The following is a 25,079-nucleotide window of genomic DNA, read 5'->3' on the forward strand; positions in this document are numbered from 1 at the left end:
AAAGCGAGGTTTTTCAACCGACCCATCCATAACGAAGCGATTCTCGGATGCTGGCAGAAGCTACGGTGGCGCTGCTTGTTCGCCCCCTCCCGGGCGCCTTTCCGATCGCGGTGCGTCAGGGTCGGGCCGGACGGCGGTCGATCGCTCCTCGGCCGGCCGTCCCTGCCGGCGGTGAGCGCCTCGCTTCACCACCCCTTGCGCGGCATCCGCCACGGCAGGAAGGTCTTGATGATCGGGTTCCGGAACCGATCGAGCGACAGGCTCTCGTGGATCGCCTCGGAGCGGTGGCCGAGCAGCGTGGTGTCGAGGATCGAGCGCGCGTAGAAGGGCCCGTCCTCCAGCGTCTTCACCACCCTGGCGCCCCCCGCCTCGGCCCGCGTGCCGCGCCCCACCCCCCACAGCGTGCGCGGGAGCTTCGCTTCGGGCGGCGGCGCGAAGTCGACCACGCCGCGCTCGGGGTCGAACAGGATGGCGAGCGAGCAGGTGTCGCCGCCGCGCGTTTCCAGGTCGTAGAGCACCGCCGTGCCGTCCGGCGTGGACGCGCGCGACCAGTCCCAGCGCCGGAAGGTCGATTCGAGCGACGCGTCGCCGCGGTTGTGGTCGAAGTAGCCGGTGCCGGACCAGCTCAGGCCCGGCTTCTCCATCTCGACCTCGACCCGCGCGCAGGGGGCGATGGGCCACCAGCGGTGGTTGCCCACCTCGTCGAGGACGATCGGGTGGTTCACCACCGCCTGCGGGTAGAGCCGCACTTGGCCGCGGATGCGCCGCGGGATCGGCGCCGTCACCTCGTCGATCGCCACGGTCAGGCAGGTGCCGTCCCAGTGCAGCGCGCTCGGGCCGATGGCGAGGTTCGTCCGGTCGCGACGGAGCGCGCCGCTGTTCCGCTCCGTCATGGCCCACCGGCGGTGCGTGCCGTAGAGGGCGACGTTCAGCGCGCAATGGTCGGCGGGGTCGCGCCGGCCCGTCCAGGCGTAATAGGGCGAGAACACGCTGCCGATGAAGGCGATGAGCGTCAGGCCCTCGCGGCCGTCCTCGCTCAGCGCGTCGACGTACCACCACGCATAGCCGTTCGGGTCGACCTGGATGTCGAAGCGAAGTCCTGCATGAGGCTCGACGCCGCCAGCCGGCCCGACAGCGCGGCCATCGGCACGCCCGAGCCCGGATGCACGCTCCCGCCCGCGAGGAAGAGCCCGGGCAGCCGGCTGCGCGATCCGGGGCGACGGAACGAAGCCATCCACCCATGCGAGGCCGGCCCGTAGAGCGCTCCGCCCGTGCCCGGGAACAGGTCCGAAAAATCGCTCGGCGCCGTCGGCAGCGTCGAGCCGGGACGCCGCTCCACCGTGAGCCCGCAGCGCTCCAGCTGGCGGAAAGTCCGCTCCTCGCATGATCGGGTCTCCTCTGGAGTGTAGCGGTGGCGGTCGCCGTCCGCGGGCGCGTTGACGATGGTGAGGGCGCGCTCGACGGCGTCCGCCGGCAGGGGGGCCGAGCCGTCGCCCCGGTCCTGCGCGCACAGGTACACGGTGGGCCGCTCGGGCACCCGGCCCTGGCGGATCGCTTCGAACTCGGCCGGGTAGTCGTCCGAGAAGAACACGTTGTGGCGGACCAGGTCCGGCCCGCGCATCCGCGCCGCGACCGCGACCGTGAAGGCCGACAGCGAGCGCGCGTCGGGCGCCGTGGCGGGCACGGCCGACATCGCGGCGCGCCCGGCCCGGCCGGCCGCCAGCGCCGCCGCGTCGCCGTTCCACACCACGGCGTCGGCGGAAACGCGCTCGCCGCCGCGCAGCAGGAGGCCCGCCGCGCGGCCGCCCGACACCAGCACCTCGGCGACGTCGGCGTGGAAGCGGAACCGCACGCCGCGCGCTTCGGCGAGCGCGGCGAGCGCGCGCGCCAGGGCGCCAAGCCCGCCCTCGACCGACCACACGCCCCGCGCTTCCACGTGGGCGACGAGCATCAGCGTCGCGGGCGCCTGGAAGGGGGAGGAACCGCAATAGGTTGCGTACCGGCCGAAGAGCTGGCGCAGCCGCGGGTCGGGGAACAGCTCCCCCAGCGCCCGCCACAGCAGCGTGTAGGGCTGGATGCGCAGCATGCCGCCGAAGCCGGACACGCCCGCCCGGCCCATCAGCGCCATGGGGTTGGCGGGCCGCTCGGCGCGGATGAACGGCCGCTCGAGCGCGGCGTACACGTCGGCCGCCTGCCGGGAAAAGTCGCGGTACGCGCGGGCCGCGTCGGCGCCCGCGAAGCGCCCGATGGCGTCGGCCGAGCGGGCGGGGTCGTCGTGGAGGTCGAGGCTGGTGCCGTCCGGCCAATGGTGGCGCGCGAGCAGGCTTTGGCGCGTCAGGGTCAGGTGGTCGTCGAGCCGCTCGCCCGCGGCTTCGAACACACCGTCGAACACGTCGCGCAACGTGAAGACCGTCGGGCCGGCGTCGACCAGCCGGTCCCCGACCTTCACCTGCCGCAGCTTGCCGCCGGGCCCGGCCCCGCGCTCCACGACGGTGACGCGGACGCCGCGGCGAGCGAGTTCGAGCGCCGCCACGAGGCCCCCGATGCCCGCGCCCACCACGGCGACGTGAAGATCCGACATGAGGCGGTCCGCCCGGAACTCGGCCGCGAGGAGCCGCCGATGTGTCCAGTTTACATGACACTTTTCGGGTGTCAAAACCTGACATGCCCTTTCCGTCTCGCCCCTTCGCCACGATCCTGCCGCATCGGCCCCGGGCGGCGGTCGGCCGGCTTTGGCGCGGGATCCGCGACCGCGTCGACGCCGCCTGCGACCGCGCCGGGCTCGACCCGGGGCTCGTCGCCTTCGCGGTGCGCTTTCCCCTCAGCCGGCCGATCGCGAGGGCGCGCGCCGGCGCGGTCTTCGACCTCTGTGCCGGCTTCGTCTACTCGCAGGTGCTGGTCGCCTGCGTCCGGCTCGACCTGTTCGGCCACCTCCGGGGCGGCCCGCGCGCCACGCCCGACCTCGCCGCGGCGCTCGGCCTGCCGGAAGCCGGAGCCCGCCGCCTGCTCGAGGCCGCCGCGTCGCTGCGCCTCGTCGCTCGGGCGGGGCGCGACCGCTACCGCCTCGGCCCGCTCGGCCGCGCCGTGCTGCTCGACCCGGGCATCGCCGCCATGGTGGAGCACCACGCGATGCTCTACCGCGACCTCGCCGACCCAGTGGCGCTGCTGAAGGGCGGAGGGGCCGGGCGCGCGCTCGAAGCCTTCTGGTCCTACAGCGGGACGGAGGCGGCTTCGGGCCACGGCCGCGAGCGCACCCTCGCCTACACGCGCCTGATGTCGGCCTCCCAGGCGATGGTGTCGCGCGAAGTGGTGCGGGCCTATCCCTTCGCCCGCCACCGCCGCATGGTGGACGTCGCGGGCGGTGACGGGACGTTCCTGCAGGCCGTCGCCGCCGTGGCGCCGGCCCTCGACCTCACGCTGTTCGACCTGCCGTCGGTCGCCGCCGAAGCGGAAGCGCGCTTCGCCGCCGCCGGCCTGTCGGCGCGCGCGCGGGCGGTCGGCGGGGACTTCCGCCACGACGCGATCCCGGCGGGCGCCGACCTCGTGTCCCTCGTCCGCGTGCTGCACGACCACGACGACGAGGCCGTGGCGTCGCTCCTCGCGGCGGTCCGCCGCGCGCTGCCGCCGGGCGGCACGCTGCTGGTGGCCGAGCCCCTGGCCGAAACGGCCGGGGCCGAGCGCGTCGGCGGGGCCTATTTCGGCTTCTACCTGCTGGCGATGGGGCAGGGCCGCGCCCGCAGCTTCGCGGAACTGTCGCGCATGCTGGGCGAGGCGGGCTTCGTGGGCGTCGAGCGCCGGCCGACGTCGCTGCCCATCGTCACCGGCGTGATCCTCGCCCGGGTGCCCTCACCCTAGAGCGAGTGTAAATCTGTCTTGACACTTTCGAGCGTCCAATCTCCTATACAGCTTCGGCTCAGTCGGGGCGGGAACGGACGGGAGGGGCGGATGCGGACCGATGCAGTGCTCCTCGAGCGCCCCGGCGCCCTCAGGGTTGCTTCCCTCGCGCTGATCCCCCCCGCGGCGGGCGACGTCGTCGTCGACGTCGAGGTTTCGGGGGTGTCGACCGGCACGGAGCGCCTGCTCTGGTCGGGCGAGATGCCGCCCTTTCCCGGCCTGGGCTACCCGCTGGTGCCCGGCTACGAGGCCTGCGGGCGCGTGGTCGCGTCCCACGACGAAACGCTCGCCGTCGGCACCCGCGTCTTCGTGCCGGGCGCATCCTGCTACCGGGATGCCCGCGGGCTCTTCGGCGCTTCGGCGGCCCGGCTGGTGGTGCCGGCGCGCCGCGCCGTGCCGGTCGGCGAGCTTCCCGCCGCGGCGGCGACGCTGCTGGCCCTCGCCGCCACCGCCCAGCACGCCATCGCGGGCGGCACCCCGCCCGACCTCATCGTCGGCCACGGCGTGCTCGGCCGCCTCCTGGCCCGGCTGACGCTGGCGGCAGGGGCCCCGGCGCCGACCGTGTGGGAGCGCGAGCCCGGCCGCCGGGCCGGCGCCGCCGGCTACCCGGCGATCGACGCCGCCGACGACGATCGCCGCCACTACCGCAGCGCCTACGACGCCAGCGGCGACGCGTCCCTGGTCGACGGGCTCGTGCAACGGCTGGCGCCGGGCGGCGAGGTCGTCCTGGCGGGCTTCTACAAGGACCGGGTGTCCTTCGCGTTCCCGCCGGCCTTCATGCGCGAAGCGCGGTTCCGCGTCGCCGCCGAATGGAAGCCCGCCGACATGGCGGCCGTGCTCGACCACATCGCGGCCGGGCGCCTGTCGCTCGACGGCCTCGTCACGCATCGCGAGCCCGCCGCGGCCGCCGACGCGGCCTGCCGTACGGCCTTCGGCGATGCCCTCTGCCTCAAGATGATCCTCGACTGGAGCGACATGCGATGAACGACCTCAGCCTCGCGGCGCCCGGCCAGTTCTCCGACCTGCGCGCCGAAGCCGCCATCGAGCCCGACGCCGTCGCGACGGGCCCGGTGAAGAAGGAAACCCAGATCATCGCCATCTACGGCAAGGGCGGCATCGGCAAGAGCTTCACGCTCGCCAACCTCAGCTACTCGATGGCGCAGAACGGCAAGCGCGTGCTGCTGATCGGCTGCGACCCCAAGAGCGACACGACCTCGCTCCTGTTCGGCGGCAAGGCCTGCCCGACCATCATCCAGACGTCCTCGGCGAAGAAGCTCGCCGGCGAGGAGGTCGCCATCGGCGACGTGTGCTTCGTGCGCGACGGCGTCTTCGCCATGGAACTCGGCGGCCCGGAGGTCGGGCGCGGCTGCGGGGGGCGCGGCATCATCCACGGCTTCGAGCTTCTGGAGAAGCTCGGCTTCCACGACTGGGGCTTCGACTACGTCCTGCTTGACTTCCTCGGCGACGTGGTGTGCGGCGGCTTCGGCCTGCCGATCGCCCGCGACATGTGCCAGAAGGTCATCGTGGTCGGCTCCAACGACCTCCAGTCGCTCTACGTCGCCAACAACGTGTGCTCGGCGGTCGAGTATTTCCGCAAGCTCGGCGGCAACGTCGGGGTGGCGGGCCTCGTGATTAACAAGGACGACGGCACCGGCGAAGCCCAGGCCTTCGCCGAGGCCGCCGGCATCCCGGTGCTGGCCGCCATCCCGGCCGACGAGGACATCCGCAAGAAGAGCGCCAACTACGAAATCGTCGGCCGCCCCGGCGGGCGCTGGGCTCCGCTGTTCGAAGCGCTGTCGGAGGCCGTCGGCTCGGCCCCGCCGGTGCAGCCGAGGCCCCTGTCGCAGGACGGGCTCCTGGGCCTGTTCGACGGCGACACGGTCGGCCGCGACGTGGCCCTGGTCCCCGCCACCATGGCGGACATGCGGGGCGTCGCCCACGTCGAGCGCCCGTCGCTCGAAATCGTCTACGACGCCGCCTGAGGCCGCCCCGATGACGGACCGCATCGGCGACGACTTTCCGGACCGCGACGCGACGCTGCGCGACGCTTCGGACGGCTTCGTGCAGGACATCGGCCAAGATCGTGCGGGGATGGCCCCCGAAACGGAAACCTCCTCCTGCCACGCGGGCCGGGACGAGATGCGCCGGGCCGCGGCGGCGGCCGGGTCCTCGGACGTGATGGACCGGCTCGCCGCCGACTACCCGCTCGGCCCGCACGACCAGCCGCAGAGCATGTGCCCGGCCTTCGGGAGCCTGCGGGTCGGGCTGCGCATGCGCCGCACCGCCACCATCCTGTCGGGCTCGGCCTGCTGCGTCTACGGCCTGACCTTCACGTCGCACTTCTACGGCGCGCGGCGCTCGGTCGGCTACGTGCCGTTCAACTCGGAATCCCTCGTCACCGGCAAGCTGTTCGAGGACATCCGCGAAGCGGTCTTCGCCATGGCGGACCCCGCCCTCTACGACACGATCGTGGTGACGAACCTGTGCGTCCCCACCGCGTCGGGCGTGCCGCTGCGCCTGCTGCCGCCCGAGATCGACGGCGTCCGCATCATCGGCATCGATGTGCCGGGCTTCGGCGTCCCGACCCACGCCGAAGCCAAGGACGTGCTCGCCGGCGCCATGCTGGCCTATGCGCGCCGCGAAGCCGAGGCCGGCCCCGTGCAGGCGCCGCGCGCCGGCCGCCAAGATCCCGCCGACCGGCGCCCCACCGTGGCGCTGCTCGGCGAAGTGTTCCCGGCCGACCCCGTCGTGATCGGCCGCATGCTGGAGCCGATGGGCCTCGCCGCCGGGCCGACGGTGCCGACGCGCGAATGGCGCGAGCTTTACGCCGCGCTCGACTGCGCCGTCGCGGCCGCCATCCACCCCTTCTACACGGCGTCGATGCGCGAGTTCGCGGCGGCCGGGCGGCCCATCGTGGGCTCGGCCCCGGTGGGCCACGACGGCACGGCGGCATGGCTCGGCGCGGTCGGCGACGCGGCCGGCGCGTCGGCGGCCGACATCGCCAAGGCGCGCGACGCGGTGCTGCCCGCGATCCGCGGCGCGCTCGCGGCGTCGCGCATCTCCGGGCGCATCACCCTCAGCGGCTACGAGGGATCGGAGCTGATCGTGGCGCGGCTGCTCGTCGAATGCGGCGCGGACCTGCGCTACGTCGGCACCGCGTGCCCGCGCACAGCGCAATCGGACGCCGACCGCGACTGGCTCGAAGCCCGCGGCGTGCTGGTGCGCTACCGCGCGTCGCTGGAGCACGACCTCGCGGCCTTCCGCGAGTTCAAGCCCGACCTCGCCATCGGGACCACGCCGGTGGTGCAGCACGCGAAGAGCGCCGGCACCCCGGCGCTGTATTTCACCAACCTCATCTCGGCCCGCCCCCTGATGGGCCCGGCCGGCCCGGGCTCGCTGGCCGCCGTGGTCAACGCCGCGCTGGCGTCGAAGCCGCGCTTCGACGCCATGAGGAGCTTCTTCGAGGGCGTGGGGGAGGGGGCGTCCGCGGGCATCTGGCCCGAAGCGCCGCGGCCGCGCCGCTCGGCGCCGCCGCGCGTCGCCGTGAAGGCGGTGGCGGGCAAGATCGAGCGGGGGGCCGCCTGATGCTCGTCCTCGACCACGACCGCGCGGGCGGATATTGGGGCGCCGTCTACTGCTTCTGCGCCGTGAAGGGGCTGCAGGTGGTCATCGACGGCCCCGTCGGCTGCGAGAACCTGCCCGTCACCTCGGTGCTCCATTATTCGGACGGCCTGCCGCCCCACGAGCTGCCGATCGTCGTGACGGGCCTCGCCGAGGAGAACCTCGGCCAGACCGGCACCGAGGGCGCCATGAAGCGCGCCGCGGCGGTGCTCGACCCGAAGCGCCCCGCCGTGGTGGTGACGGGCTCCATCGCCGAGATGATCGGCGGCGGCGTCACGCCGGAGGGGACGAAGCTCAGGCGGTTCCTGCCCCGCACCATCGACGAGGACCAGTGGCAGGCGGCGGACCGCTCGCTGGTGTGGCTGTGGCGCGAGTTCGGCCCGAAGAAGGGGTCGACCGACAGGCCGCCGCGCCCGGACGGCGCCAAGCCCCGGGTCAACATCGTCGGCCCGAGCTACGGCATGTTCAACATGCCATCCGATCTCGCCGAGGTGCGGCGCCTGATCGAGGGCATCGGCGCCGAGGTCAACCTCAGCTTCCCGCTGGGCTCGACGCTCGACGACGTGCCGTTCCTCGCGGATGCCGACGCCAACGTGTGCCTGTACCGCGAGTTCGGCCGCGGCCTCTGCGAGGCGCTGGACCGCCCCTACCTGCAGGCGCCGATCGGGCTTCACGCCACCACGGCCTTCCTTCGCGCGCTCGGGGGCGTGCTGGGCCTCGACCCCGAGCCCTTCATCGCCCGGGAAAAGCACACCACCATCAAGCCGCTGTGGGACCTGTGGCGCTCGGTGACGCAGGATTTCTTCACCACCGCGTCCTTCGCCGTCGTGGCCAACGAAACCTACACCCGCGGCATCCGCGCCTTCCTCGAAGGCGACATGGGCCTGCCCTGCACCCTGGCGGTGCCGCGCCGCGCCGGCGCGAAAACCGACAACGCCGCCATCAAGGCGGCGCTGACCGCCGCGCCGCCGCTGGTGGTGTTCGGCTCGGTCAACGAGCGCATGTATCTCGCGGAAGGCGGCGGGCGGGCGATGTTCATCCCGGCGTCCTTCCCCGGCACGGCGATCCGCCGCCACACGGGCACGCCCTACATGGGCTATTCGGGCGCCACCTACCTCGTGCAGGAGGTGTGCAACGCCCTGTTCGACGCGCTGTTCCACATCATCCCGCTGGCCGGGCAGATGGACGCCGTCGAGGCGACTCCGGCGGCGCGGCCCGCGGGCGGGCGCGATGCGGAAACGGTTCGCGCCGAGCTTCCCTGGGACGACGACGCCCGCGCGGGCCTCGACCACACGGTCGAGGCGCAGCCCGTCATCGTCCGCATCTCCGCCGCCAAGCGCCTGCGCGACGCGGCCGAACGCGAAGCCAGGCGCGGGAACTCCCCCCGCGTCGGCCTCGACCACCTGCTGCGGGCCGGCGGTCGCGCCGCGCCCCTCCACCACCGCGAACCGGAGACCGTGTCATGAGCGCCATCACGTCCAACATCGCCGCGTCCCGCTCCTCCGCCCACCGCGACTACCGCGTGCTCCTCGGCCTGACCTACCCCCTCTTCGTCGCCGGCGTGGCGCTGCGCCGGGTCGGGCTGCTGCCGGCCGATCCCGTCCGCCCCGCCTCCTTCATCGCCGCCGTGCGGACCCGCGCCGCCGCCGTGATCCCGTTTGCCTTCATGGGCTGAACCCGCCGCGACCCGCTGCGCGCTGACCTTCGGACGCGGCACCGTTTCCCCGAACGATGAGGACTCCAGGACGATGCCCGAACAACCCGTCGACTATGTCGACCGCGACAGGATTTCCCTGTCCGGCCTGACCCGGCCCGAAGCCGCCGAGTTCAACAAGTTCTTCCTCACCAGCTTCCTGGTGTTCACGCTGATCGCCGTCATCGCCCACGTGCTCGTGTGGATGTGGCGCCCCTGGGCGCAGGGCGGCGCGCCGGTGAACACGTCGATGATCGACGCCGTTCGCCCCCTCCTGTCGATGCTGGGCTGAGGAAAGCGCGATGTATCAGGTCTGGCTTCTCTTCGATCCCCGCCGCGCGCTGATCGGCCTCTTCACCTTCCTGCTGGTGCTGGCGCTGCTGATCCACTTCATCCTGCTCTCGACGAGCCGGTACAACTGGATCGACGGCCCGGCGCCGTCGATCATCGGCACCAAGATGACGGCCCCGCCCGCCGTGCCGACGACGACGACCAACACGGCCCCGGCCGGCGCCACCAAGTGACGCATCCGGAGCCGCGCCCCGGCGCGGCTCCCCACGCGACGGCGGCAGGCCGCGCCCGCGCGGCCTCCGCACTCCCTTCCGCGCCCGCAGCGCGGCGTCCAGAACCCTTCGCGCGCCCGATCGCGATCAAAGGCTGAGCCCCATGGCCCTGTTGTCATTCGAGCGGAAATACCGCATCGCCGGCGGGACGCTGATCGGCGGCGACCTGTTCGACTTCTGGGTCGGCCCGTTCTACGTCGGGTTCTTCGGCGTCACGACGATCTTCTTTTCCCTGCTCGGCACGCTGCTGATCTTCTGGACGGCCGCGATCGGCCCGTCCTGGGAACCCTTCCAGATCACCGTCGACCCGCCGCCGCTGAAATACGGGCTCGGCTTCGCGCCGCTGCGCGAAGGCGGGCTGTGGCAGCTCGTCACCATCTGCGCGCTGGGCGCCTTCGTGTCCTGGGTGCTGCGCGAGATCGAGATCTGCCGCAAGCTCGCCATCGGCTGGCACACGCCCATCGCCTTCTCGACCGCGGTCTTCGCCTACGTGTCGCTGGTGGTGATCCGCCCGATCCTGCTCGGCGCCTGGGGTTTCGGCTTCCCCTACGGCATCACCAGCCATCTCGATTGGGTGTCGAACGTCGGCTACCAGTTCCTGCACTTCCACTACAACCCGGCCCACATGCTGGCCGTGACGTTCTTCTTCACGACCACGATGTTCCTCGGCCTCCACGCCGGCCTGATCCTGTCGACCGTCAATCCGGCGCAGAAGGGCGAACCCGTGAAGGCCACCGAACACGAGAACGCGTATTTCCGCGACTACATCTATTATTCGGTGGGCGCCTACGGCCTGCATCGCCTCGGCGCCTTCTTCGCGCTCAGCGCCGGCTTCTGGAGCGCCATCTGCATCATCCTGAGCGGGCCGTTTTGGACCGAGGGTTGGCCGTTCTGGTACAACTGGTTCCTGAGCCTCAACATCCGCAACGCCGCCGGCTTTTGAGGACCGCGCCATGGCCAACTTCGAGACCATCTACACCAAGGTGCAGGTGCGCGGCCCCTTCGACCCCGGCGTGTCGCCCGTGCGCCCGACCGAGGGCCGCGTCGGCTCCAAGTTCTTCTCCTATTGGCTCGGCGCCATCGGCGACCCGCAGGTCGGGCCCTTCTACCTCGGGTGGGAAGGGCTGATCTCCATCGTGCTCGGCATCACCGCCATCGAGGTGATCGGGCTCAACATGTTCGCCCAGGTCAACTGGGACCCGATCCAGTTCGTTCGCCTGCTGCCCTTCCTGACGCTCGACCCGCCGGCGGCCAAATACGGCCGCTCGCCCATCGTGCCCCTCCAGGACGGGGGCTGGTGGTTCATCGCGGGGTTCTGCCTCACGGCCTCGATCCTGCTCTGGTGGCTGCGCAGCTTCCGGCGCGCCCGGGCGCTCGGCATGGGCATGCATGTGTCCTACGCCTTCGCGTCCGCGATCTTCCTGTACCTGTCGCTGGGCTACATCCGGCCGATGATCCTCGGCAACTTCGGCGAAGCGCCGCCCTTTGGCATCATCACGCACCTGAACTGGACCGCCACGATCTCGGTGCTCTACGGCAACTGGTACTACAACCCGTTCCACATGCTTTCGATCGTGTTCCTGTACGGCTCGACCATGTTGTTCGCCATGCACGGCTCCACCATCCTGGCGGTGGCGCGCTTCGGCGGCGAGCGGGAAGCGGAGGAGATCGTCGACCGCGGCACCGCGGCCGAGCGCGCCGGCCTGTTCTGGCGCTGGACCATGGGGTTCAACGCCACCTACGAATCGATCCACCGCTGGGCCTGGTGGTTCGCCATCCTGACCACCCTGTGCGGCGGCATCGGCGTGCTGCTCACCGGCACCGTCGTCGACAACTGGTACCTGTGGGGCGTCAAGCACGGCATCGCCCGCCAGTATCCCGCCGCCTATCCCGCCTACCAGCTGCCGCCCAGCGCCTTCAAGGACGGTGTCCAATGAGATATCTGCCGTATGTCGCGGTCGGCGGTGCTCTCGCGGTCGGGGCTTTCCTGGTCCTGTTCCCCGAATGGGACCGGCCCCCGCTGGTGGCCGAGAACTTCGGCCCCGCCGGCCAGGAGCTCGTGGCCCTGAAGGACCCGCGGCGCGTGATCCCCTACAACGTGATCCCCGCCGCGCTGCCCGCCGCGCCCGCCGGCGGCCCGCTGGCCAAGGACGTGTACAGGAACGTCCAGGTGTTGGGGGACGTCCCCGCCGCGGAGTTCGACCGGCTGATGGTCGCCATCACCCAATGGGTGGCGCCCAAGCAGGGCTGCGGCTTCTGCCACAACCTGAAGCCCGGCGCCGACGGCGCCGTGAACTACGCCGACGACGCCATGTACACCGACAAGGTGGCGCGCCGCATGATCCAGATGACGATGAAGATCAACACGGATTGGGGCAATCACGTCGCCCCGTCCGGCGTCGTCTGCTACACCTGCCACCGCGGCGAGAACGTGCCGCCGCGCGTCTGGTACAAGCAGCCCACGCCCGAGCATTCCGGCATCCTGGGCAAGCCGCGCGACTGGCAGACCAACGCGCGCATGATCCGCGACTTCTTCCCCACGGCCGGCAACCAGCAATGGCTCGTGGACGACGAGGACGCCAACCTCGCCTCCAACGCCGCCATGGTGGGCGAGCGCGGCAGCGGCGTCGCGGCGGAACAGACGGCCGAAAGCCTCTACGTGATGATGATGCAATGGTCGCAGGCGCTCGACGCCAACTGCGACCTGTGCCACGCGTCCCGCGCGCTGCAAAGCTGGCACGAATCGACCCCCTACCGGATGGACGGTCTGTGGGGCCAGTACATGACTCAGGACATCAACAAGAACTTCCTGATCCCGGCCACCAACCTGTTCCCTCGAAACATGCTCGGGCAGGTCGGCGATATCGGCAAGGTCGACTGTTACACCTGCCACCTGCAGCACCAGAAGCCGCTCGGCGGCTACAACGTCATCGAGCACTACGGCATCCTGGCGCCGAAGGGCGTGTCCGCCGGCCCGGACCAGGGATTGCGCGACATCATGCGGCCGACGGAGGTCATCGGCCCGGCCTACGACCCGACCGCCAAGGTGGTGGAGGTGTCGATCCCCGCCTGGCCGGCGCCCGCGCCGGTGGCGTCGGGTGCGGTGCCCACCGTCAAGGGCGTGCAGGTCGGCCCGGCCGTGGTGACGCCCACGGGCGAGCAGACCGGCGTGACGCCGGCCAGGATCGGCGCCCCCGTGTCGACCTCGACCGAGGGGACGCCGGGCCCAGTGGTCCAGCCTCCCGTCGACAGGGATGCGACGCCGGACGACGGCAAGCCGCCGATGAAGCCGATCGACCCCAGCACCGGGAAGGCGCCATGAGCACCCGGACCCTCGACGCGGCGCGGGGCGGCTCGCGCTTCCCCGGCCTGCTCGCCGCCGTTCTGGGATTCGGCTTCGCCGGCGCGGCGGCGGCCGCCCAGCCGATCCCGCTCCAGGCCGGCACCTATTGCGGGCCGGGCGACGCGCGCATCGTGGTCGACGTCGCCCGCGACCGGGTCGAGATCGACCACCTCGTGTGCTCGTTCCCCATCATCGCCGCCGACCACCTGCAGTCGGAACTGTGTTCCAATCCGGCCGGCACCAGCGACAAGCGGATCTTCGACTTCCGCGTGGTCGGGCGCGAGTTCATCCACGATCGCGCCTGGTACCGCCTGTGCGGCCCCGTGCCGGCGAATTCCGCCGACCCGGACGCCGCGGCCCCCCCGGCGAAATCGGGCGGCTGAACGATGCCCGATACGTCCGGCCGGGATCTGCTGTCGCGGCACGCGGCCTCGTTCGACGCGGCGGCCGACGCCTACGAGCGCGGGCGTCCCTCCTATCCGGAGGCGGCGCTCGACTGGCTGCTGCCGCCCGGCGCGCGCCGCGTGCTCGACCTCGGCGCCGGCACCGGCAAGCTCACGCGCCAGGTGGCGGCGCGCGGCCTCGACGTCGTCGCCGTGGACCCGTCCGAAGCGATGCTGGACCGGCTCCGCCTGGCCGTGCCCGGGGTGACGGCCCTGCGCGGCACCGCCGAAGCGATCCCCCTGCCGTCCGGCTCGGTCGACGTCGCGCTGGTCGCGCAGGCGTGGCACTGGGTCGACCCGGCCGTCGCCGTCCCGGAGGTCGCCCGCGTGCTGAAGCCCGGCGGCCGGCTTGGCCTGCTGTGGAACCACCGCGACGAGAGCGAAGGCTGGACGCGAAAGCTCGGCGCCCTCCTGGCGCGGCTCGGCTCCATGGAGGACGGCAGCCGCGCCCCCCGGGTCGGGCTCCCTTTCGGCCCGGTCGAGCGACGCGACATGCGCTGGTCCCAGCCGATCGATGCGGCGGAGCTGCTCGACCTCGTCGCGTCGCGCAGCTATTTCATTGTCCTGCCGGATGCCGAGAAGGCGCCCGTGCTCGACGACGTCCGCGCGCTGATTGCCCGTGAGCCGGGCTTCGACGGGGGCGGCTTCGTCCCGATGCCCTACGTCACGCGTTGTTCGCGGGCGGACCTCGCCTGAACGACCCGGGGTGCGCCCCGGCTCACGCGGTCTCGTCGAGCGTGAACAGTTCCTGCGCGCGGCCGACGCCGCGCAGCGCGTAGCGGCCAACCGACACGATATGCGCCCGCGCGTCCCCGGGCGCGGCGTCGTGGAAGGCCGAGGACAGCAGCACGCCGCGGTCGGCCGAGCGGCACATCGCGGCGATGCGGCTCACCTCGTTCACCGCCGGCCCCACCACGGTGAAGTCGAGTCGGCTTTCGGCGCCGATGTTGCCGTAGAACACCGCCCCGATGTGCAGCCCGAGGGACAAGGTGGTGACGGGCCGCCCCGCCGCGGCGCGTCGCGCGTTCAGCGCCGCGAGCCGGGCGCGCAGGTCGGCCTCCGCCGCCAGGGCGCATCGGCAGGCTTCGGCCGGGTCGTCGGCCTTGAAGATCGCCAGGATGCCGTCGCCGATGAGCTTCAGCACGTCCCCGCCCGCGGCGTCGACCGCCGAGATCGCGGCCTCGGCATAGTCGTTCAGCAGCGGGATGATCTCGCCCGGGGCCGCGGTGTCGGAGATGGTGGTGTAGCCGCGCAGGTCCGAGAACCACAGCACGGCGTCGATCTCGTCGGCGACCCCGCGCGAGATGCGCCCGCTCAGCACCCGCTCGCCCGCGTCGCGCCCGAGGTAGACCTCGACGAGCGTGCGGGCGATGCGGGCCAGCGACGGTCCCTTCAAGGCCAGCGCCAGCACGGGCACGAGGCGGCGCAGCGCCGCGATGTGGGCGTCGGAGAAGCCGTCCGGCATCCGCGTCAGCCATTGCGAGTACACGCAATCCATGAGGCCGAACGCGTCCTCGTCCGAATACGGGGTCACGAGAGCGAAGAAGTCGTGGTGCCCCTCGTCGCGCAGCCCGACGAGGCGGTGGAAGTCGCAAGGGTCGCCGCGCCCGAAATGCCGCCGGAGCTCGCCGCAGCCGGTTTCGACGATGTGGTGCCAGGCGCTGCGCCGCCAATCTTCGGCGGCTTCGCCGGTGTCGGTCCGGCCGTAGACGCTTTCGACGGTGCCGCCGAGATCGTCCTGCCAGTGAAAGGCGCGGCCCTCGTAGACGGGATGGAGCGTGTCGACCAGCGCCAGCCCGCGCGACAGCGCCAGCCCCGCCGCGGCGCAGCGCGAACAGAAGCCCGCGACGAGTTCCGCTTCCGACGTCCCCGCGAGGCCCTGGCCCACGAGCCAGGTCGAGATCGCCGCGATGTCCTCGTCCCGCATGCCGCCTCGCCTTTCGACCGGGGTCCGTCGTAGGAGGGCGGATGCCGCAACCCTCGCCGCGAGCCCGCCCGTGACCGACCTCGTCTACAAGATCGCACCATCCTCGCTGTGGCGCGAGGCCGAAACCCTGGGGGAGTTCCGCGGCGCCCCGGTCGACGCGGCCGACGGCTTCATCCACTTCTCGACGGCCGCCCAGGCGCGTGAAACCGCGGCGAAGCATTTCGCCGGGCAGGGCGACCTGCTGCTCGTCGCCGTCGACGCCGCCGCGCTCGGCGCCGCGCTGCGCTGGGAGCCGTCGCGCGGCGGCGCATTGTTCCCTCACCTTTATGGCCCGCTGCCGCTCGCCGCCGTGCGGAGCGTCGCGCCCCTGCCGCTCGGCGCCGACGGGGCGCACGCTTTCCCGGACGGGATGTGAGGATCGCGGCGCGGCCCGGTCGGGCCCGCTTTCAGTCGCGGGCGCGCTCGGGGTTCGACCAGCGCGAGGGCGCTTCGGGGCGCGCGTCGCGGCGGGCGTCGTCGGGCGCCAGGCGCGGCTGCGGCCCGCGCCAGCTCAGGACGCGGAGCACGAGCCACACCGGCAGCACCACGGCGGCGCCTGCTGCCACCGTGCCGCCCAGGCCGCGAAGCGCCGCGAAGCCCGACCCGTAAAGGTGGCCGACCGCGCGCTGGAGGTCGTCCAACAGGTCGAGCGCGTCGATGCCGAGCCAGGACATCAGGGCGCCGACGATCAGCGACACGGCGACGAGGCGGATAAGCACCGCGAGCGGCGAGCCGCCGATGAAACGGGTGGCGACGCTGTCGGGCATCGGGAAAGCTCCGGGGCGGGCCGGGACGACCCCGGCGGCAGCCCGCATGTGAGCGGCCGCGGGCGGCGGCACAAGGGCGGCGGTGGGCCCGGATCTGCGGAGCGAAGCCTTGCCGCTTCACCCCATGTCAACCCTTGCTGCCGAAGGTTGCGCCCATTAAGCGTGCTCGCGCCGGGGACGGCGCGGCAGTCATCGCTGGGGAGCCTCATGGGTCGCAGGTATTTCGGGACGGACGGCATCCGTGGCAGGGCCAACGGCGTCATCACGCCCGACCTCGCCATGAAGGTCGGCCAGGCGACGGGTCTCCTGTTCCAGCGCGGCAGCCATCGCCACCGCGTGGTGATCGGCAAGGACACGCGCCTGTCGGGCTACATGATCGAGAACGCCATGGTGGCGGGCTTCACATCGGTGGGCATGGACGTGATGCTGCTCGGCCCCATGCCGACGCCCGCCATCGCCATGCTGACGCGCTCCATGCGGGCCGACATCGGCGTGATGATCTCGGCGTCCCACAACGCCTATGAGGACAACGGCATCAAGCTGTTCGGACCGGACGGCTACAAGCTTTCGGACGAGGTCGAGCGCGAGATCGAGACCCTGCTCGACGAGGACCTCGGCCGCCGCCTGTCGAAGTCCCCGGCGCTCGGGCGCGCCACCCGCGTCGACAGCGCCCAGGCCCGCTACATCGAGTTCGCCAAACGCACGCTGCCGCGCCACCTGTCGCTCGAAGGGCTGCGCATCGTGCTCGATTGCGCCAACGGCGCCGCCTACAAGGTGGCGCCCGAAGCGCTGTGGGAGCTCGGCGCCGAGGTGTTCTCCATCGGCGTGTCGCCGGACGGCTTCAACATCAACAACAACGTCGGCTCGACCTCGCCGGAAGCGCTGGTCGCCAAGGTGCGCGAGATGCGGGCCGACGTCGGCATCGCGCTCGACGGCGACGCCGACCGCCTGCTGATCGTGGACGAGAAGGGCGACATCGTCGACGGCGACCAGCTCATGGCCGTCATCGCCCAGAGCTGGTTGGAGGACGGGCGGCTCAGCAAGCCCGGCCTCGTCACGACCGTGATGTCCAACCTCGGCCTCGAGCGCTACATCGAGGGCCTGGGCCTGTCCATGGTCCGCACCGCGGTGGGCGACCGCTACGTGCTGGAGCACATGCGCGAGCACGGCTTCAACGTCGGCGGCGAGCAGTCCGGCCACATCATCTTGTCCGACCATTCCACGACGGGGGACGGGCTCGTGGCGGCCCTGCAGGTCCTGGCCGTGGTGAAGCGGCGGGACCGTTCCGTGTCCGAGGTGTGCCACCGCTTCGAACCGCTGCCGCAGGTGCTGAAGAATGTCCGCTTCGTGGACCGGCGGACGCTGGCACAGGAAGACGTCATCCGCGCCATCGACGGGGCCCGCGAGCGCCTCGGCGGCGACGGCCGCCTGCTGATCCGCCCGTCCGGCACCGAGCCGGTGATCCGCGTCATGGGGGAGGGCGACGACCGGCTCCTGGTCGAAACCGTCGTCGACGACGTTTGCGCGGCGCTGTCGGCCCATTCGGCCGCGATGGCGGCGGAATAAGGCGAGAGCCCGCCTCCGGTCCCCGTCGGGTCGGCCCGCGGCGCGGGGTCAGTTCACCACGACGCCCTGGCCGCAGCGCGTCGCGCGCACCCAGGTGGTGGCGTCGCCGATCGTCAGGCCGAGCGCCGCCAGGATGTTCGACAGTTCGGCGTCGATCGGCTGGAGGTCGGCTTGCAGCAGCGCGCCGATCGCGGCGGCGGTGCCGGCCGGGAGCGTCACGTTGGCGCCGAGCACGCTCCCGCCGAGCTGGAGGTCGCCGAACAGCCTGGACAGCAGCGACGACGTGACATCCGTCGTGGACGTGGTCTTCGCCGTGCCGGCCGCGACGTCGGCCCGCGCGAAGGGCACCGCCGTGGCGCCCGTGTTCGACACTGTGGCGTGGGCCCGCCCCCACACGGACACGACGACCAGGTTGGTGAGCAAGGCGGCGCTCGGGCTGGGGGCGACCGTCATGTCGACCAGCATCGCGTCGGACACGTTGCCGATCCAGGCGTCGACGGCGCCCGGCGTCACGCTCAGCGTCGCGGCGGGGTCGACCGGGGCGCCTGCCGAGCAGCCGATCGCCGACAACGCCGCGGTGGCCGGCGCGACCTCGACGTAGAGGGGCAGGTTCAACCCCGACACGGCGCCGAACTGCGCGAGCTGCAGCGTGAGGAGCACCCGCGTCCGCGCCGTGTGAAGCGTGGTGCCGACGGGGCCGATGGCGGCGTAGCTCGACCCTGCCGTGGGGCCGCCGATGGCGACCTTGACCGTGGCGGCCACGATGGCCGTGCCGCTCCCCCCGAGGTTGGCGGACACTTCCGCCGTGCCGCCGCCGAGCCGTGCCGCTGCGGCGACGAGGGGCAGGAGCGGAAGCGCCGCCGCGGCCGGCGCCGGGGATCCCACGGCGAGGGTGCCGAAAGCGCCGAAGGCCACGAGGCTGCCGAAGGCGAGGCTCGGCCCCGACGACCCGACGGCGGTGGCGACCGCCCGCAGCGCCACGACCGCGGAGGGCGACGTGCCGTCCGCCGTCAGCGCGTCCGCCGCGGCGCCGATCACGTCGGCGACCCTCACGGTCGCGCCCGCCAGCGAAGCGTAGGTCCCCGTGGCGCCGACCCGCGCCGCCAGCGCGTTGGCGACCCCGAACAGGTCGACACGGGCGGCGGCCAGGCTGGCATAGTCGGCGGCCGACAGGCTCAGCGTCGATCGGGTCAGCCCGCCCAGCACGGCGTTGGCGAGCCCGGCGTCGACGCGGGCCAGGGTGGAGCCCAGCGCGAAACTCGCCACGTTGGCGTTGACAGCGGTCGAGCGCGTCCCGACCGTGGCGACGGCGGTCCCCAGCAGCGCGCCGAACACCGCCGTCGGCGCACTCCGCAGCGTCACCCGCGCGGCATTGGGCGCGGTGCCGCCGACGGTGAACCGCTGTGGCGCCGCCACGGCGGGGTCGGCCGCATAGGTGCCGAGTTCCACTGACGCGAGGGTGGCGGCCGGCACGCTGTTGGCGGCGAGGCTGGCGGCGGCGGCGGCCGGTGCGTCGGCGATGTTGGCCGCCGCCGCCACGGCGGCGAGGTCGGTGATCCCCTGCTGCCGACGCTTCACGAGGTAGAAGCGGCTCGCGTCGATCGTGATGGCCGCCATGCCGAAGGTGACGCCCAGCGCCATCACGGCCGTGACGGCGACGGAGCCGGACCGGTCGCGCCGGAAGCGGCGGGGCAGGGGCGCCACGGCTCAGAACCCCCCGCGCTGCACCACGGCCGAGCGGGCCACCGCGGGGCTGGGCAGCGGCAGGCCGGACAGCATGCGGTAGGCGAAGAGGCCGGACATGTCGTACCTCACCGTCACCTGGAACGAGGTGGCGGTCGGGTCGCTCGTCGACAGCGCGATCCTGGTCGGGTCGATGAACGGGTAGCTCGCGGCATTGGCCGACACGAAGGCCTGCGCGAGCTGCGCCCGCTCCGGGTCGGAAAGGCCGGCCACGGATGCGCGCGCCGCTTCGGCGACGAGCTGCTGGATCCCGTTGTCGACGCCGATGACGGCGCCGAAGGCCACGATGCCGAACAGCAGCATGACCAGGATCGGCATCACCAGGGCGAACTCGACCGCCGTGGCGCCGCGGCGATCCAGGATCCATCGCGGGATATGGTGTGGCATCGAGCAACCCTCGGAGTGATCCGAGTATCGACGATGCGGGTTAACACAATTATACTACATAATCATCCGTTTCGACTTGAACGGACTTGTGCGGTCGCCGATGCGGCGGGCGAGCGCCGCCGTTGGCACAAGGGCTTCGCCGCGCGTGGAAAAAGGGCGGAACCGCCGGACGGGCCGCCGGCCGCGAAGCGCCGCCGCGATGGCACGCCGTTCAAGCTCGGGCAGCGGGCCTCACTCCACGCTGGGCTTCAGGCCCGCGGCGGCGTCGCCGGCGGGCGCCGCCGCCCTGGGCGCCACCGGCCGCGCTTCGGCCCGGATTTCGGCCCGCGCCTTGGGCCACAGATGCGCCAGGGTGCGGTCCGTTTCCGAGCTCCAACCCGCCGGGGCGTCGCGCGTCGGCGTGGCGGTGCCCCCGGGCACGATGCGGACGACGTGGAAACCCTCCGCCTTCAAGGCGGACAGGAAGCGGGGCAGCATGTCGGCGGTCTGCCGCTTGATGTCGTGCAGCAGGATGATGCCGCGCCCCGCGCCGCGCAGCCGCCCCATCAGGAGGTCCAGCTCCGCGTCCGGCGTCATGGGGATCCAGTCGGACGCCCACAGGTCGGCGCCGAAGACCGCGACGCCGCGCGCCTTGAGCCAGGCGAGCGAACCGGGCGAGTCCCCGAAGCCGGGATAGCGGAAGAAGGGCACGCGCGGCGTCCCCGTCCAGGGCTCGTCACCCGCCGCGCGGTCGTCGACCCTCATGCCGTGCTCGATGTCCTCGATCCCCGCCTCGGCGCTCATGTTGCGCAGCGTGACCCCAGGGTGGTCGAAGGTGTGGTGCCCCACGGTGTGGCCTTCGGCCACCTCGCGCCTCACCAGTTCCGGATGGGCCTGGGCGTTGCGGCCGATGAGGAAGAACGTCGCCTTGACGCATTGGGCGGCGAGCGCCGCCAGCACGTCGGGCGTGGTGGGGCCCCAGGGGCCGTCGTCGAAGGTCAGCACCACCTCGTGGTCGCGCAGGTCGAGCGTGCGCGGATAGGTCTTGAGCCCGAGTTCCGGTGCTCCCCCCACCTCGATCGTTCGGGATACACCGAGTGCGTCCGGATTGTGACAGCTTTGGGCCGGCCCCTGGGCGGACGGGGGCTCGGCCGCTGCCGCGTCCCCGACGCTGCCGAGGAGGACCAGGGCGGCCAGGACGGTTCGGGATCGGGTAACCATGGGCGCGGTTTGCCGAGGCCGCGTGGCATTCCTATGACACGCCCCGCCCGCTTGCCGCCCCGTTAAGGAGGCATTACGGGGATCGATCTAACTTCGGATTATCACCCGCCCGGCTCCCATGGGTCCGTGCGGGACCATGATGCTCCTGCGATCCCGCTCGCGCGCTTCCTGGTGGGCCAGGCGGCTCCGCACGGCCGGGAACCGCGCGAGCCGTCTCGACGAAGCGAGTTGCGGTCCCTCCATGAACCTCAAGCGTGCTTTCGGCATCGTTCTGGCGGCCTTGTCCCTGGCGGGCTGTTCCGGGGCGCCGTTGCCCCCCACCACGAGCTTCGGCGGCCCGTTGCCCGACGCCTTCGCGGTGCACGGCATCGACGTGTCGAAGTACCAGGGCACCATCGACTGGGGCTCGGTGCGGGACTCCGGCGTGCAGTTCGCCTGGATCAAGGCGACCGAGGGCGGGGCCGACCTCGACAGCCGGTTCCACCAGAACTGGAACGGCGCGCGGGAAGCCGGCGTGGCGCGCGGCGCCTATCATTTCGTCTACTGGTGCCGCTCCCCCATGGAGCAGATGCGCTGGTTCGAGCAGAACGTGCCGAACGAGCCCGGCATGCTGCCCCCCGTGCTCGACGTGGAACTCACCCCAACCTCGCCCACCTGCAAACGGACCCTGTACCGGGAGCAGACCGTGCGCGAGATCCGCACCATGCTGCAGGAGATGGAGCGCTTCTACGGGCGCAAGCCGGTCATCTACGCCACCGTCGACTTCTACGCCGGCATCCTGGCGGGCGGCGCCCTCAACGACTTCCCCATCTGGGTGCGCTCCACCAAGTACCACCCCAACGTCCGCTATCCCGGCCGCAAGTGGCACTTCTGGCAGTACCAGTCTGACGCCCATGTGGCGGGCATCCGCGGCAAGGTCGACCGCAACGCCTTTTTCGGCTCGCCCGACCAGTTCGCCGACTTCCTGCAGGGCATCGACCTGCCGCTGTGACGGCGCCCGATCGGGAGCGGGGTCACAGGCCCTTCGGATTCCCGGGAAGGATCGTGAAGGGGTAGCGGGTGCCGCCCTCGTCCACGAAGGCGCCGTCGGCGCCCTGGGCCTCGACGGCGCGGCATTCCTCCTCCTCGTCGTCCACCCGGGTGCAGATCTTGTCGCCCTTCAGCGCCCAGCGGCCGTCCGCCTTGCCGTCGTTGTCCACGATGGTGAGGGTCCCGTCGGGGGCGAATAGCTCCGAATAGGGGCCGTCGGGCGTGGTGCCCGTCACGGTGTTGCCGACCACGCGGGCCCAAGCGGCGGCGCCCGCCAGGGCGGGGGTGCTCGCCGGGGCGGGTGGGTCGTCGGCCCGGGCCGCGAGCGGCGCCCCGACCAGCACGACGGCCATTCCGATCTCGATCCATCGCCCGCCCATCGCACCGCCCTCGCTCGACCACGACCGCGCCAACGCCCGCCGCCCCGATCGGTCCCATCATCTCCAGGCGAGCGTCGTCCATGTTCTTCGTCCTGTCCAAGGTGCTGTGGATCGCGGCGGCGCCCACCAATCTCCTGCTCGGCCTGGCGGTGCTCGGCGCGGCGGGCGCGCTCGCGGGGCGGCGCTGGGCGCCGCGCGTCGCCTTCGCCGCCGTGCTGGCGCTCGTAGGCTGTGGGGTGCTACCCGTGGGGCGGCTGATGCTGCGCCCGCTGGAGGACCGGTTCCCGCAGCCCTCGCTCGACGGCACGGCGCCCGCCGGCATCGTGGTGCTCGGCGGCCCCATCGACCAGGTGACCGGCGCCGCCCGCGGCCAGGTCACGCTGCGGGACGCGGCGACGCGCCTCACCGCGGGCGCCGCCCTGGCGCGGCGCTTCCCGGGCGCCGTCCTGGTCTACACGGGCGGGTCGAACGCGCTGCTGTCCGAGGTCGGCGGCGAGGCCGCGGACGCCAAGCGGCTGTGGGTGGACCTCGGCGTCGACCCCGCCCGCGTGCTGATCGAGGACGCATCGCGCAACACGGAGGAGAACGCCCGCTTCACCCGAGACCTCGTCCACCCGAAGCCGGGGCAGCGCTGGATCCTCGTCACGTCGGCCTACCACATGCCGCGCTCGGTCGGCCTGTTCCGCGCCGCGGGCTTCGACGTCCTGCCGTTTCCGGTCGACTACCGCAGCACCGGCACGGCCCACGACTTCGCCCCCACCGCCGAGATCAGCGCCGGCCTCGGGCGGCTCGACGTGGCGGCGCGGGAATGGATCGGGCTGCTGGCCTATCGGGCCTCGGGCAGAATCGCCGACCTCGTCCCGGGGCCCTGAGGCTCGGGCACCTGGTCCTCGGGCGGCAGTTCCAGCGACACGGCGCGCAGCGCGTCCGACGAGAACTGCCGCACCAGGATGGCGAAGACCACCACGGCCGTGGTTCCCATCAGCACGATCGGGCCGACGAACCATCCGAGATAGGCGAGGGCGAAGAAGAAGGCGCGCTGGCCCCGGTTGAAGTGGCGCCCGGCCACGATGTTCATCTCGGCGGCCCGCAGCGCCGTCAGCCGGCGCTGGTCCGGCCGGCCGGACTTCGCGGCCGGCGTCGCGCCGATGAGGATCGAGGCGTAGTTGAACAGCCGGTACGACCAGGCGAACTTGAAGAAGGCGTAGCCGAAGATCACCACCAGCCCCACGACCTTCAGGTCCCACAGCGTGCGGCTCGCCACCGTGCCGAGCGGGAAGTCGTTGAGAATGCGCAGGGCGTCGTCGGCGCCGCGCAGCAGCGTCAGCGAGCCGCCGAGCGCCAGCAGCGACGTCGAGGCGAAGAAGGACGTGCCGCTTTGCAGCGTCGCCATCAGCGCGGCATCGACGATGCGGGCGTCGCGCGCCTGCATCTCCAGCATCCAGCGCAGGCGGTACTCGTTCATGCGGTTGTTCAACGCCAGCCGGCCGAAGGGCGAGCGCTCGACGAGGAGGTGGTAGGCGAACCAGCCGAACAGGAAGAAGGCCACGGCCGCGTAGTCGAGGGGGGACAGCAGCATGGCGGCTTCCGCTTCGGGGAGGTGGGGGGCTTATAGGGGCGCGGGAGCGCCGCGCGCCACCCATCATCGCCGCGCATCGATCCCATCACGGATCTTCGCTTGTCCCATCCGGCCCGGCGTCGTCCGATGCGGCCCGTACCGCCTTCGGAGATCCGCCCCGTGACGCCCCGCCTCTTCATCGCCAACAAGGCCTATTCGTCCTGGTCGCTGCGGCCCTGGCTGCTGCTGACCGAGTTCGGCATCCCCTTCGACGAGACCGTGATCCCGATGTACCGGCCCGAAACCCGGGCCGAGATGCTGGCGGTGAGCCCCAACGGCAAGATGCCGGCGCTGCACGACGGCGCCGTCGTGGTGCCGGAGTCGCTGGCTATCGTGGAATATCTCGCTGAAGGCTACCCGGACCTCGCCATCTGGCCGCGGGACCGCGCCGCGCGGGCGCTGGCCCGGGCGATCTCGTCCGAGATGCACGCCGGCTTCATGAAGCTGCGGCAGACCTGCCCGACGAACTTCCGCCGCACGCCGAAGGCGATCGCCATCGACGAGGGGGTCCGCGCCGACGTCGTGCGCATCGAGGCGATCTGGGCCGACGCCCGGGCGCGGTTCGGGAACCACGGCCCCTTCCTGTTCGGCGCCTTCTCGGCCGCCGACGCCATGTATGCCCCAGTGGTCAACCGCTTCCACGCCTATGCGATCCCGATGTCGCCGGCGTCGCGCGCCTACATGGACGCCGTCATGGCGCTGCCGTCCTGGCGGGCCTGGATCGCCGGCGCCGAGGCCGAACCTTGGCACCACACCGGGTACGACGACATCTGAGGGCTTCGCCCCGATGCGGGACGATTGCCGCTCCCGCCCTGCCGGCGCAGCCGAGAGCATGGACCGCGGGGCAGCGTCCCGGCCCGTCGCGG

Annotated in this window: 27 protein-coding genes; 18 read left to right on the forward strand and 9 right to left on the reverse strand. The window is 72.2% G+C overall.

Annotation, left to right across the window (positions count from 1 at the left end):
• Nucleotides 1-185: 185 nt before the first annotated feature.
• The gene (locus tag D3273_RS14895; RefSeq protein ID WP_129227731.1) at nt 186-1,085 is read right to left on the reverse strand and encodes a carotenoid 1,2-hydratase; all 900 of its coding nucleotides are present in this window, start codon (nt 1,083-1,085) and stop codon (nt 186-188) included.
• Nucleotides 1,037-2,581, reverse strand: coding sequence for a 1-hydroxycarotenoid 3,4-desaturase CrtD (gene crtD, locus D3273_RS14900; RefSeq protein WP_129227680.1), 1,545 nt, complete (start codon nt 2,579-2,581; stop codon nt 1,037-1,039). Before crtD ends, D3273_RS14895 begins: the two co-directional genes overlap by 49 nt.
• 83 nt (nt 2,582-2,664) lie before the next feature.
• Between crtD and D3273_RS14905 the strand changes: the two genes are divergently transcribed.
• From D3273_RS14905 to D3273_RS14965, 13 genes are all read left to right on the forward strand, one after another.
• Nucleotides 2,665-3,855 (forward strand): methyltransferase, encoded by a 1,191-nt coding sequence (locus D3273_RS14905; protein WP_129227681.1) that lies wholly within the window; start codon nt 2,665-2,667, stop codon nt 3,853-3,855.
• Nucleotides 3,856-3,945: 90 nt separating this feature from the next.
• Complete coding sequence (gene bchC, locus D3273_RS14910) at nt 3,946-4,878, forward strand: chlorophyll synthesis pathway protein BchC (protein ID WP_129227682.1); 933 nt, start codon at nt 3,946-3,948, stop codon at nt 4,876-4,878.
• Nucleotides 4,875-5,876, forward strand: coding sequence for a chlorophyllide a reductase iron protein subunit X (locus tag D3273_RS14915; RefSeq protein WP_129227683.1), 1,002 nt, complete (start codon nt 4,875-4,877; stop codon nt 5,874-5,876). Before bchC ends, D3273_RS14915 begins: the two co-directional genes overlap by 4 nt.
• 109 nt (nt 5,877-5,985) lie before the next feature.
• Entirely contained in the window at nt 5,986-7,479 is a 1,494-nt protein-coding gene (gene bchY / locus D3273_RS14920) for a chlorophyllide a reductase subunit Y (RefSeq protein WP_245501184.1), read from the forward strand.
• Nucleotides 7,479-8,981, forward strand: coding sequence for a chlorophyllide a reductase subunit Z (bchZ, locus tag D3273_RS14925; RefSeq protein WP_129227685.1), 1,503 nt, complete (start codon nt 7,479-7,481; stop codon nt 8,979-8,981). The genes bchY and bchZ overlap by 1 nt, the downstream gene beginning before the upstream one ends.
• Nucleotides 8,978-9,190, forward strand: coding sequence for a hypothetical protein (locus D3273_RS14930; RefSeq protein WP_129227686.1), 213 nt, complete (start codon nt 8,978-8,980; stop codon nt 9,188-9,190). The genes bchZ and D3273_RS14930 overlap by 4 nt, the downstream gene beginning before the upstream one ends.
• A 73-nt stretch (nt 9,191-9,263) precedes the next feature.
• Nucleotides 9,264-9,500: a light-harvesting antenna LH1, beta subunit gene (pufB, locus tag D3273_RS14935; protein WP_129227687.1), complete on the forward strand. Its 237-nt coding sequence runs from the start codon at nt 9,264-9,266 to the stop codon at nt 9,498-9,500.
• A 10-nt stretch (nt 9,501-9,510) separates the two neighbouring features.
• Nucleotides 9,511-9,732, forward strand: coding sequence for a light-harvesting antenna LH1, alpha subunit (pufA, locus tag D3273_RS14940; RefSeq protein ID WP_129227688.1), 222 nt, complete (start codon nt 9,511-9,513; stop codon nt 9,730-9,732).
• Between the two features lie 142 nt (nt 9,733-9,874).
• On the forward strand, nt 9,875-10,714 hold the full coding sequence (pufL, locus tag D3273_RS14945) for a photosynthetic reaction center subunit L (RefSeq protein WP_129227689.1): 840 nt from the start codon (nt 9,875-9,877) through the stop codon (nt 10,712-10,714).
• Nucleotides 10,715-10,724: 10 nt separating this feature from the next.
• Complete coding sequence (gene pufM / locus D3273_RS14950; RefSeq protein ID WP_129227690.1) at nt 10,725-11,708, forward strand: photosynthetic reaction center subunit M; 984 nt, start codon at nt 10,725-10,727, stop codon at nt 11,706-11,708.
• Complete coding sequence (gene pufC, locus D3273_RS14955; RefSeq protein WP_129227691.1) at nt 11,705-13,093, forward strand: photosynthetic reaction center cytochrome PufC; 1,389 nt, start codon at nt 11,705-11,707, stop codon at nt 13,091-13,093. The genes pufM and pufC overlap by 4 nt, the downstream gene beginning before the upstream one ends.
• Complete coding sequence (locus D3273_RS14960) at nt 13,090-13,497, forward strand: hypothetical protein (protein WP_129227692.1); 408 nt, start codon at nt 13,090-13,092, stop codon at nt 13,495-13,497. The genes pufC and D3273_RS14960 overlap by 4 nt, the downstream gene beginning before the upstream one ends.
• 3 nt (nt 13,498-13,500) lie before the next feature.
• Entirely contained in the window at nt 13,501-14,253 is a 753-nt protein-coding gene (locus D3273_RS14965) for a class I SAM-dependent methyltransferase (RefSeq protein ID WP_129227693.1), read from the forward strand.
• A gap of 22 nt (nt 14,254-14,275) precedes the next feature.
• On the opposite strand, the gene D3273_RS14970 is transcribed toward D3273_RS14965, so the two are convergent.
• Complete coding sequence (locus D3273_RS14970; protein ID WP_129227694.1) at nt 14,276-15,484, reverse strand: adenylate/guanylate cyclase domain-containing protein; 1,209 nt, start codon at nt 15,482-15,484, stop codon at nt 14,276-14,278.
• Between the two features lie 70 nt (nt 15,485-15,554).
• Between D3273_RS14970 and D3273_RS14975 the strand changes: the two genes are divergently transcribed.
• Nucleotides 15,555-15,899, forward strand: a complete 345-nt coding sequence (locus D3273_RS14975) for a DUF952 domain-containing protein (protein ID WP_245501173.1) — start codon at nt 15,555-15,557, stop codon at nt 15,897-15,899.
• Nucleotides 15,900-15,930: 31 nt separating this feature from the next.
• Here the strand turns inward: D3273_RS14975 and D3273_RS14980 are convergent, their stop codons facing one another.
• Nucleotides 15,931-16,290, reverse strand: a complete 360-nt coding sequence (locus tag D3273_RS14980; RefSeq protein WP_129227696.1) for a DUF6460 domain-containing protein — start codon at nt 16,288-16,290, stop codon at nt 15,931-15,933.
• A 207-nt stretch (nt 16,291-16,497) separates the two neighbouring features.
• Here D3273_RS14980 and glmM point away from each other — a divergent pair, with 207 nt between their 5' ends.
• Complete coding sequence (gene glmM, locus D3273_RS14985) at nt 16,498-17,856, forward strand: phosphoglucosamine mutase (protein ID WP_129227697.1); 1,359 nt, start codon at nt 16,498-16,500, stop codon at nt 17,854-17,856.
• 48 nt (nt 17,857-17,904) lie between these two features.
• Here glmM and D3273_RS14990 read toward each other — a convergent pair whose 3' ends face one another.
• The 3 genes from D3273_RS14990 to D3273_RS15000 all read right to left on the reverse strand — a co-directional run bounded on the left by D3273_RS14990 (nt 17,905) and on the right by D3273_RS15000 (nt 21,039).
• Entirely contained in the window at nt 17,905-19,560 is a 1,656-nt protein-coding gene (locus D3273_RS14990; protein ID WP_129227698.1) for a TadG family pilus assembly protein, read from the reverse strand.
• A 3-nt stretch (nt 19,561-19,563) separates the two neighbouring features.
• Nucleotides 19,564-19,986 carry a TadE/TadG family type IV pilus assembly protein gene (locus D3273_RS14995; protein ID WP_129227699.1) on the reverse strand — a complete coding sequence of 141 codons (423 nt, stop codon included), beginning with the start codon at nt 19,984-19,986 and terminating at the stop codon, nt 19,564-19,566.
• Between the two features lie 231 nt (nt 19,987-20,217).
• Nucleotides 20,218-21,039 carry a polysaccharide deacetylase family protein gene (locus D3273_RS15000; RefSeq protein ID WP_245501174.1) on the reverse strand — a complete coding sequence of 274 codons (822 nt, stop codon included), beginning with the start codon at nt 21,037-21,039 and terminating at the stop codon, nt 20,218-20,220.
• 388 nt (nt 21,040-21,427) lie between these two features.
• Between D3273_RS15000 and D3273_RS15005 the strand changes: the two genes are divergently transcribed.
• Complete coding sequence (locus D3273_RS15005; RefSeq protein ID WP_245501175.1) at nt 21,428-22,177, forward strand: glycoside hydrolase family 25 protein; 750 nt, start codon at nt 21,428-21,430, stop codon at nt 22,175-22,177.
• Between the two features lie 22 nt (nt 22,178-22,199).
• Here D3273_RS15005 and D3273_RS15010 read toward each other — a convergent pair whose 3' ends face one another.
• Nucleotides 22,200-22,595, reverse strand: a complete 396-nt coding sequence (locus D3273_RS15010; protein WP_129227702.1) for a hypothetical protein — start codon at nt 22,593-22,595, stop codon at nt 22,200-22,202.
• Between the two features lie 80 nt (nt 22,596-22,675).
• On the opposite strand from D3273_RS15010, the gene D3273_RS15015 reads away from it, so the two are divergent.
• Entirely contained in the window at nt 22,676-23,467 is a 792-nt protein-coding gene (locus D3273_RS15015; RefSeq protein ID WP_129227703.1) for a YdcF family protein, read from the forward strand.
• Here the strand turns inward: D3273_RS15015 and D3273_RS15020 are convergent.
• Complete coding sequence (locus tag D3273_RS15020) at nt 23,422-24,174, reverse strand: DUF599 domain-containing protein (protein ID WP_129227704.1); 753 nt, start codon at nt 24,172-24,174, stop codon at nt 23,422-23,424. The two genes, D3273_RS15015 and D3273_RS15020, sit on opposite strands and share 46 nt — an antisense overlap.
• A gap of 159 nt (nt 24,175-24,333) precedes the next feature.
• On the opposite strand from D3273_RS15020, the gene D3273_RS15025 reads away from it, so the two are divergent.
• Nucleotides 24,334-24,987 (forward strand): glutathione S-transferase family protein, encoded by a 654-nt coding sequence (locus tag D3273_RS15025; protein WP_245501176.1) that lies wholly within the window; start codon nt 24,334-24,336, stop codon nt 24,985-24,987.
• Nucleotides 24,988-25,079: the final 92 nt, after the last annotated feature.

The sequence above is a fragment of the Lichenibacterium minor genome (assembly GCF_004137685.1).
Lineage (GTDB): Bacteria > Pseudomonadota > Alphaproteobacteria > Rhizobiales > Beijerinckiaceae > Lichenihabitans > Lichenihabitans minor.